The sequence below is a fragment of the Streptomyces sp. NPDC093225 genome (assembly GCF_044753805.1).
In the GTDB taxonomy this organism is placed as follows: Bacteria; Actinomycetota; Actinomycetes; order Streptomycetales; family Streptomycetaceae; genus Streptomyces.
Genome location: NZ_JBIVNX010000036.1, coordinates 71,070 through 79,688, shown reverse-complemented (window position 1 = coordinate 79,688; position 8,619 = coordinate 71,070). Strand labels below are relative to the sequence as shown.

The 8,619-nt window shown below is 75.2% G+C and carries 8 protein-coding genes; 3 read left to right on the top strand and 5 right to left on the bottom strand.

What is annotated here, in order from left to right; translation table 11 throughout:
- Positions 1–819: 819 nt before the first annotated feature.
- The 3 genes from ACIQCH_RS27670 to ligD form a co-directional block, all read right to left on the bottom strand.
- A complete protein-coding gene (locus ACIQCH_RS27670; protein WP_402585187.1) occupies positions 820–1,632 on the bottom strand; it encodes a nuclease-related domain-containing protein in 813 nt (270 codons plus the stop codon).
- A 103-nt stretch (positions 1,633–1,735) separates the two neighbouring features.
- On the bottom strand, positions 1,736–2,731 hold the full coding sequence (locus tag ACIQCH_RS27665; protein WP_402585197.1) for an ATP-dependent DNA ligase: 996 nt from the start codon (positions 2,729–2,731) through the stop codon (positions 1,736–1,738).
- Between the two features lie 111 nt (positions 2,732–2,842).
- Positions 2,843–3,739 carry a non-homologous end-joining DNA ligase gene (gene ligD / locus ACIQCH_RS27660; RefSeq protein ID WP_402585185.1) on the bottom strand — a complete coding sequence of 299 codons (897 nt, stop codon included), beginning with the start codon at positions 3,737–3,739 and terminating at the stop codon, positions 2,843–2,845.
- Positions 3,740–3,817: 78 nt separating this feature from the next.
- Between ligD and ACIQCH_RS27655 the strand changes: the two genes are divergently transcribed.
- On the top strand, positions 3,818–5,023 hold the full coding sequence (locus tag ACIQCH_RS27655; RefSeq protein WP_402585183.1) for a Ku protein: 1,206 nt from the start codon (positions 3,818–3,820) through the stop codon (positions 5,021–5,023).
- Between the two features lie 132 nt (positions 5,024–5,155).
- On the opposite strand, the gene ACIQCH_RS27650 is transcribed toward ACIQCH_RS27655, so the two are convergent.
- Positions 5,156–5,428 carry a DUF6479 family protein gene (locus tag ACIQCH_RS27650; protein ID WP_402585195.1) on the bottom strand — a complete coding sequence of 91 codons (273 nt, stop codon included), beginning with the start codon at positions 5,426–5,428 and terminating at the stop codon, positions 5,156–5,158.
- Between the two features lie 211 nt (positions 5,429–5,639).
- Here ACIQCH_RS27650 and ACIQCH_RS27645 point away from each other — a divergent pair, with 211 nt between their 5' ends.
- Entirely contained in the window at positions 5,640–5,714 is a 75-nt protein-coding gene (locus ACIQCH_RS27645; protein WP_402585193.1) for a 50S ribosomal protein bL37, read from the top strand.
- A gap of 234 nt (positions 5,715–5,948) precedes the next feature.
- On the top strand, positions 5,949–7,583 hold the full coding sequence (locus ACIQCH_RS27640) for an MFS transporter (RefSeq protein WP_402585181.1): 1,635 nt from the start codon (positions 5,949–5,951) through the stop codon (positions 7,581–7,583).
- A 231-nt stretch (positions 7,584–7,814) separates the two neighbouring features.
- Here the strand turns inward: ACIQCH_RS27640 and ACIQCH_RS27635 are convergent, their stop codons facing one another.
- Positions 7,815–8,612 (bottom strand): hypothetical protein, encoded by a 798-nt coding sequence (locus ACIQCH_RS27635; RefSeq protein WP_402585179.1) that lies wholly within the window; start codon positions 8,610–8,612, stop codon positions 7,815–7,817.
- Positions 8,613–8,619 lie beyond the last annotated feature (7 nt).

Here is an 8,619-nt window from a genome sequence, read left to right as displayed (position 1 = left end):
CCCACCCCGAGGGCTTCGGGGCTTCGCCCGGGCCTGCGGCCCCCCTCGGCCCGGGCCTGCCTCCGGACCAGCCTGCCATGGCGCCTCAAGAGGCTCCCCCACACACCACGGGGCGGCACTCTCGTGATGTCGGGTACCCGGGTACCCGCATGCTTGGCGGCGGTCGGCCTGGGGCGGTGCCTTGAACGGCTTCACCGCACATCAGGAGGCCGCGCGCTCGCGGCTTGGGTGGCCCGGGGGCTTGCCGGCGGGCGGCCCGAAAGCGGACGGTGCCTTGCGCGGCTTCACCGCACATCAGGGGTGGCTCGACGGAGCTGTGCCGCGGAGGCTGGGTGGGGCTCGGGGCGAAGCTCCGTGACGTGGTGGAGTGGGTTTCGCCGCGGAGGGGTGGGCGGGGTTCGGGGCGGAGCCCCGGGAAACGGTGAAGGGGCGGGTAGGGGACCTGCCCCGCAGGGCAACGGCCTGCACCACCTTCGCACAGCGCGATCTGCGCCGGGCGGGGGCGCATGACGTCGCACCCGAGGCGGTGCCCCGGTCGTGGCGGCCCGGGCGGCGCCTGGGCGGCGGCGCCGTCGGGAACGGCTGGGACGACCGGGGCGCGGGGCCCGGATGGCCGAGGGCGGGGCGGACCGGACCGCGGAGGGAGCGGACCGGACGATTTCGGAGGCGTGGCCCGGCCGCCGACGTCGGGGTGGCCCGGCCGACACGTCGGGGTCGCGCCGGCGTCGCCGAGCCGGACGACCGGACGTGATCGGAGTCGGCAGGGCGGCCGGACCGGCGCCCGGAGACGGTGGCGCCCGCCCGACCGGGGCAGCCGGATCAGACCGTGGACCACGTGCGGCGATCGCGGGCCATGGCGTGCAGGCCGTCGACGTCGGCCGGTTTGAGGACCCCGCCCGACTGCCCGAGCACCCCCGCCTCGCCCTCGCGCAACACCCGGACGTCCCGCAGTGTCGGCGCCACCGTGACCCGGGCGGCGTCCACCACCGCCAGCACCGGTGTGACCGCGACGGTCAGCGCGTGCGCGGCCTGCTCCGCCGCCCGCCGGACCCAGCGGGGTTCCGGACGCGGTTCGGAGCGGCCCACCGAGAGGAGGAGGTCCCCGACGGAGACCCGCTGCCGCCGCCCCGCCGCGGTCCGCACCGCAAACACCCCGCCCGGCCCGATCAGCAGGTGGTCGATCTGCGCCGGCCCCGCAGGGGCGCCGGTACCCGGCAGCGGCACCGCGTGCAGCACCCGCCAGCCGAGCCCCTCCAGCGCGTCCAGTTCCGCCCCGAACCGCTGCTGGGCCAGCAGGTCGTGCCGCAGCCCCCGGGACCGGCGGCCCGGGGCCCCGTACGCGAGTTCGCCGAGCAGCGGCTCGCCGGGCCGGTTCGGGGCCAGGTCGTCGTCCGGGTGCAGCGCCAGCCGGGCCAGCTCGGCCGGGGTCGGGACGGGCGGCGGGCCGACGGTGTAGGCGCCCACGAGGTACGGGCCGAGGGCCGCGAGCACCGCGTCCCGCTGCGCGGCGTCGACCAGGTTGACCCGACCGGCTTCGCGGTCGTACCAGCCGACCGTGCGGCCGTCCGGCAGGCTCACCCACAGCCGGTGGCCGCCGTGCAGCCGCCCCGGTACCACCCTCAGTCCACTCATCCCCGACACCCCCTGGGGTCCGGGCACCCCCCGGCCACCCAGCCCATGGGACCAGCACGCGCACCCGGCGGCAAGAGAACGGACACACCCCGTGCCCGGCCCGTCACGCCCCGGGCCCGTCGGGGTCGTCGGGCCCGTCGGGGTCGTCCAGCCGGACCCGCAGCACCTCCGGCGGGGGGTGCCGGGTCGTGGCGTGCCGTACCTCGACGGTGAGCGGCGGGTCCAGCAAGTGGTACGGCACCTCGCCGAGCCCGATCGCCGTCACCGTCCCGTCCGCCTCCGCTTCGGGGTCCGCGGCACCGGCTCCGCCGCCCGTGCCACGCCCGGCCGCCGCCCTGCTCCTCGCCCCGGTCGCCCCGGACGCACCCGCCATCCGCAGCGCCGCCGCCGTGTCCGTCCGCAGTGCCGTCGACAGCGGGCTGGAGACCACCGGGGCGTCGTCGTCCGGCAGGACCAGCACCAGCGCGCTCGGCCGTCGCGCCGGGCCGGTGTACCCGACCGCCGCCGCGTCCGTCGTGTCCGTGTGCCGGAGCTTGCGCCAGGCCCGCCGCCCCGTCGGGTACGGCTGGTCCAGCCGCTTGATCACCAGCCCCTCGATACCGCTCGCGGGCAGCGTCTCGTACCAGGTCGCGGCCACCTCGGGATCGGTGGTCATCGGTACGGGCTGCAGCGGCGGCCCGAGCGGCAGCAGCAGGTCGACCAGCAGCGCGCGGCGTTCCTCGTACGGCCGGGGCCTCAGGTCGAGCCCGCCGAGGTCGAGCACGTCGAACGCGGCGTACGACGCCGGCAGGCTCCGCGCCAGGGCGGCGGCCCGGACCTCGCTCGCGGCCGCCGCCCGGCGCTGGACCAGCGCGAAGTCGGTGCGGCCCGCGTGCCAGACGACCACCTCTCCGTCGAGGGTGGTGCCGGGCGGCAGCGCCCGCGCCGCGGCGGCCAGGTCCGGGAAGGCGCGCGTGACGGTCCGACCGGACCGTGCCTGCAGCACCACCTCGTCGGCGGTACGCCGGACCACCACCCGGTGTCCGTCGAACTTCGGCTCGTACGCCAGACCGGGCCCCCGCGGCAGGGACCGGACGGCGGCGGCGAGCGCGACCCGGATCACGGCGTCCGCCCCGGCAGGGCGCGGACGGCGGCGGGGTTGCGCCCGCCCCGGGTCACGGCGTCCGCCCCGGCAGGGCGCGGACGGCGGCGGGGTTGCGCCCGCCCCGGGTCACGGCGTCCGCCCCGGCAGCGGCCGCGCACGGTTCAGGTTGATCAGCGGCCCGAAGAGGTCGCCGTCCCGCTCCAGGCGCTCGATCACGTCCCCGGTGAGGAACACCAGCTCCTCCGGCCGCCGGCAGTCCGCGACCTCGTCCCAGGACACCGGTGCCGAGACCGTGGGACGGGGGCGGGCGCGCAGCGTGTACGGCGCGGCGGTGGTCTTGGCGGCCGCGTTCTGGCTGTGGTCCACGAACACCTTCCCCGGCCGCAGCGCCTTCGCCATCCGGTGCACGACCAGGCCTGGCAGGTCCAGCTCCGCCTCCTGCGCGAGCGCCTTCGCGTACGCCGACACGTCCCCGGACGGGGTGGGCTCGAGCGGCACCGACAGGTGCAGCCCCTTCGACCCGGACGTCTTGGCGTACGCGTGCAGGCCGTCCGCGGCCAGCCGCTCGCGCAGCCACAGCGCGACCGTGCAGCACTCCACCACCGAGGCCGGCGCCCCCGGGTCGAGGTCGAAGACCATCCGGTCGGCGACCCCGGGGTCCTCGGCCCGCCACTGGTGGACGTGGAACTCGACGACCAGGTTCGCCGCCCACACCAGGCTCGCCAGGTCCTGCACGAGGACCTGCTCGGCCCGCTCGTCCTCCGAGCGCGGCACGCGCGCGGTCCTCACCCACCCGGGCGTGCCCGGCGGCGGATTCTTCGTGAAGAACCTCTCGCCCGCCACACCGTCCGGATAGCGCAGGAAGGAGACGGGCCGGTCGTGCAGGTGGGCGAGCAGCGCGCCCGCGACGGTGGCGTAGTAGTGGACCACCTCGCCCTTGGTGAACCCGGTCTCCGGATAGAGCACCTTGTCGAGGTTGCTGAGCGCGACCCGACGCCCCTCCACCTCTGTGATCGGCGTCATACGATGAGACTCCCACGAACCGGGCAACTGGTGCAGATGTTGCGACTAGTAGCAGACATGCGCGAAAGGGACTCCATCGTGCGATCCATTTGGAACGGGGCGATCTCCTTCGGGCTGGTCAGCATCCCGATCAAGCTGGTCAACGCCACCGAGAGCCACTCGATCTCCTTCCGCCAGATCCACGTCGCCGACGGCGGCCGGGTCCGCTACCGCAAGGTCTGCGAGCTCGACGGCGAGGAGCTCGCCGCCGACGAGATCGGCAAGGGCTACGAGGAGGTCGACGGCTCGATCATCCCGATCACGGACGACGACCTGGCCGGCCTGCCGCTGCCCACGGCGAAGACCATCGAGATCGTCTCCTTCGTGCCGGCCGAGGAGATCGACCCGCTCCAGATGGACGCCGCGTACTACCTGGCGGCCAGCGGCACCGCCGCCGCCAAGCCCTACACGCTGCTGCGCGAGGCGCTCAAGCGCAGCCGGCGGGTGGCGATCGCGAAGTTCGCCCTGCGCGGGCGGGAGCGGCTGGGGATGCTGCGGGTCGTGGACGACGTGATCGCCATGCACGGGCTGCTGTGGCCGGACGAGATCCGGGCGCCGGAAGGGGTGGCACCCGAGACGGACGTGACCGTACGGGAGGCCGAGCTCGACCTCGCGGACGCCCTGATGGCCACGCTCGGCGAGGTGGACCTGAACTCCATGCACGACGACTACCGGACCGCCGTCGAGGAGCTCATCGCGGCCAAGTCCTCCGGGGAGCGGCTGGAGCCGGCGGCCGCCGAGCCGCGCGGGCAGGTCATCGACCTCATGGCGGCGCTGGAGAAGAGCGTGCAGGCAGCCCGGGTGTCGCGCGGCGAGGCCGCCCCCGAAACGGTGGCGGAGGGGGCCGGGGGCGAGGGCGAGCCGGCCGAGGTCACGCCCATCCGGCGGGCCGCCGGCGGCGGTCGGGGCGCGACCGCCGCGGCGCCGAAGGCGGTGGGCGGCAAGAAGTCCACCGCGACGGCCGCGGGGGCGAAGCGCGCAGCGCCCAAGAAGGACGCGACGGCGAAGAAGACCGCCGCCGCGCGGGGCGGGTCGGGCGGGTCGGCGGCGAAGTCCACGTCCGCCAAGTCCGCGGCCACCAGGTCCGGGTCCGCGAAGTCGACGGCCGCGGCCGGGTCCGCCGCGGCGAAGAAGGCGTCGAAGTCGGCCGCCGGCGCCAAGACGGCCCGCACCGCAGCCGCGGCGGGCACGAAGAAGGCGGCCTCCTCGAAGACCGCCGCCCCGCGCAAGCGGACGTCCGCCTGACCGTCGCGCTCGCGTATGTCCCGCTGCCGCTACCTCACGCTCCCGCTACATCGTGCTGCTGCTGCCGCCGCCACTGCCGCTGCATCCCGCAGCCGCGCTGACGGGCCCCGAGTCCCGTCAAGCGGCTCCCCGTCAGGTGGCGAGGTGTCCGCGGCCCCAGTGGCGCTTGGAGGGCTGGCGCCGCGGCTCCTCGTGCACGGGCTCCATCATCTGGTCGGGGTGGGGGTCGGACGCCGACCGGCTACCGAAGTTCCCGTATCCCATCATTTCGTGGGGGCGCAGTCCGCCCTTGGGGAGCTCCACCTGCTCCCGCTCCTCCTGTACCTCCAGCATGGCTCCGCCGGGGGGCAGGTGCGGCTGGCTCTCCGGTGTGGGTGGTTCAGGCTCCCGGTCCCGTACCCGCATGCCCAGCCAGAAGGCCAAGAGCAGGAAGGCACTGACAACCACTCCCACAACGAAGAACGGCCATATGTCAGCGAAAGTTTCCATGTGGTAAGTATTGCCCCCCTTCACCCATTTACACCATTGGGGAGCGGCTTCGGCGCCACCGGACCAGACTGGAACCGCGCAGGCAACGGCCCGCGCGGCAGGACCCGGCAGCGAGGGAGGAACGGCCATGTCGAAGCGAGGCAACAAGCGGCGCGCCCGCAAGAAGCGCAAGGCGAACCACGGCAAGCGTCCCAACACCTGACCGCCGCACCACCGACCCACGGAGCATCACCGCATCACTGCACCACCCGCACGACCCGCGGCACCGCGCCCCGGGCGCACCCGCGACGAGACCCGCCCCGCCACCCGGGCGCGGGTCTCGTCGTACGTCGGCCCGCGCCCCGCTGGTCCGTACGGACGTCATCGCCCCGCCCCCGACCGCACCGCCGGGCGTGGCGACCCGGCGGCGGCCCCGGGGCCCGCTGGAGTGATCGGCATGTCGACACAACCCACGGGGCCCGGCCACGCCGGCACCACGACCGGCACCGGCGGCGGCCCCGGTGCCGACGACCGGCCCGACGCGCCGCCCGACCGCCGCCGCTGGTGGACCCTCGGCGTGATCGGTCTCGGCCAGCTGATGGTCACGCTCGACGCCACCATCGTGAACATCGCCCTGCCCTCCGCCCAGGCCGACCTCGGATTCTCCGACGCGCAGCGCCAGTGGGTGATCACCGCCTACGCCATGGCGTTCGGCAGCCTGCTGCTGCTCGGCGGCCGGCTCGCCGACCTGTTCGGCCACCGGCGCGCGTTCCTGGCCGGCCAGATCGGCTTCGCCACGGCCTCCGCCCTCGGCGGCGCGGCCGACAGCTTCCACGTCCTGGTCGCGGGCCGGGCGCTGCAGGGCGCGTGCGCCGCCCTGCTCGCGCCCGCCGCCCTCGCCCTGCTCACCACCACGTTCACCGAGCCCGCCGAACGCGCCCGGGCCTTCGGCGTGTTCGGGGCGCTGGCCGGCTCCGGCGGTGCCGTCGGCCTCCTGCTGGGCGGCGTCCTCACCCAGCACCTGGGCTGGCGCTCGACCATGTACGTCAACGTCCTGCTGGCCGCCCTCGCCGTCGGCCCGGGCCTGCTGCTGCTCAGCCGCAGGGCCCCCGCCCGGCGCCCCCACCTGGACCTGCCGGGCACGGCGCTCGCGTCCACCGGACTGTTCTGCCTGGTGCAGGGCTTCGCGAAGGCGGGGACGCACGGCTGGAGCTCCCGGAGCACGTACGGTTTCCTGCTCGCCGGCGCCGCCCTGATGGGGGTCTTCGTGTGGTGGCAGCGCCGGGCGCCGGAACCGCTGCTGCCGCTGCGCGTGCTGCTCGACCGGGTGCGCGGGGCGGCGCTGCTGGCGATGTTCGTGACGGCGGTCGGGATGTTCGGGGTCTTCCTCTTCCTCACGTACTACCTCCAGCAGATCCGCGGCTGGGGGCCCGCCCACACCGGCCTGGCCTTCATGCCCATGTCCGCCTCGATCCTGCTCAGCTCGATCGGGAGCAGCAGCTCGGCCTGCCGGTGGCTGCCCGCCCGGCCCCGTATCCCGCTGGGCATGCTGATGGCCGCCTGCGGGCTGCTCGGCATGACGCGGCTCGAGGTGGACAGCCCGTACGTCACGCACGTGGTCCCCTCGCTGGTGGTGATGGGCGCCGGCATGGGGCTGATCATGTCGACGTCGATGAACCTGGGGACCGCGGGAGTCGCGCCCCGGGACGCCGGAGTCGGTTCGGCCCTGGTCACCGCGGTGCGGCAGGTGGGGGGCTCGGTCGGAACCGCCCTGATGAGCACCCTGGCCGCCGGTGCGACGGCCACGTACCTGTACGAGCACGGCCGCGCGCGGGGCGGACCCGCCCGGTCGGAGGTGGTGGCGGACGCCGTCCTGCACGGCTACCACACGGGGTACGCGGTCGCGGCGGGCATCTTCGCGCTGGGGGCCGCGGTCACCCTGCACATGCTCCCGGCGGGGCTGGTGATGACCCCGCGGGGGCACGGGCGGGGGCCGGGGGGTCCGGGTGGACCCGGTGGTGCGGGTGGTCCGGGCGGTCCCGGCGCCAAGGGCGCCGGGGAGCCCGCGGGCCCCGGTGGCGCGAAGGGGTAGGCGGGCCCGAGCGGCCCGAAGGGCCCGGCGGACATCCGCCGGGCCCTTCGGTTTCCCTTACCCCTTACCCCTCACGCCGTCGGCACGGGGAGAGGCACCGACCGGTCCAGGTCGGACGGAGCTGACGCCCCGACGGAGCTGAGGCCCCGACGGAGCTGACGCCGGGACGGAGCTGACGCCGGGACGGAATCGACCGCCCGGCCGGAGCCGACCGCCCGGACCGGCGGCCGCTCAGGGGCAGTTGGCGACGGAGCTGCGCACCCGGTCACCCGTCGACGCGTGCTTCACCTTGCACGCGTCGGTGCCCAGTCCGCCGTCGACCTGTCCGTAGCCGGGGCCGATCGTCACGGCGGTGTCGGCCAGGCCGCGGATCCGGTCGTTGCCCGGGCCGCCCAGGACGACGCCGGCCGACTCCGTACCCACCGCGCGCGGCTCGACGGTGTCGTCGCCGCTGCCGCCGAGCACGCGCCCACCGAGGTCGACGGCGCCCGTGGTGATGAAGTCGTCGTCGTCGTTGCCGAAGACCTGGCCGCCGCCGCGCTCGTACGGGCCGGGCTGGCCCATGACGCTGCCCGTGGTGATCTTGTCGTTGCCGTGGTCGCCGTAGACGGCCGCGCCGTGCTCGGCCGTGCCGACGACGAGGGCGGTGATGATCGTGTCGTTGCCCGCGCCGCCGCGGACCGAGGAGTCGTCGTTCTGCGGGGCGAGGTTGTTGACCTGGAGGGTGTCGTCGCCGTCGCCGCCGAGCACCTGGGAGTCGATCAGCATCCCCTTGACGCGGATGTTGTCGTTGCCCTTGCCGCCGTAGATGATCACGTTCTTGACGTCGTTCTCGCACAGGATCGTGTCGGCGCCCTCGGTGCCGTAGACGTTCCCGGGAGGGGCCTCGACACCGTTGACGGTGCACCACTGCGAGGGCAGGCCGTCCGCGACGGCCGTGGTCGGGGCGGCGGCCAGGGAGGCGGCCATCACGACGGACGCGGCGACGGCATGCAGGCTGAGACGGACGGCTTGGTGTGCACGCGGCATGGAGACT

Coding starts and splice junctions, on each gene's coding strand:
- ligD (WP_402585185.1), bottom strand. CDS start 3,739: ATGACGCCGATCACAGAGGTGGAGGGGCGTCGGGTCGCGCTCAGCAAC.
- ACIQCH_RS27670 (WP_402585187.1), bottom strand. CDS start 1,632: ATGAGTGGACTGAGGGTGGTACCGGGGCGGCTGCACGGCGGCCACCGG.
- ACIQCH_RS27635 (WP_402585179.1), bottom strand. CDS start 8,612: ATGCCGCGTGCACACCAAGCCGTCCGTCTCAGCCTGCATGCCGTCGCC.
- ACIQCH_RS27650 (WP_402585195.1), bottom strand. CDS start 5,428: ATGCGGGTACGGGACCGGGAGCCTGAACCACCCACACCGGAGAGCCAG.
- ACIQCH_RS27640 (WP_402585181.1), top strand. CDS start 5,949: ATGTCGACACAACCCACGGGGCCCGGCCACGCCGGCACCACGACCGGC.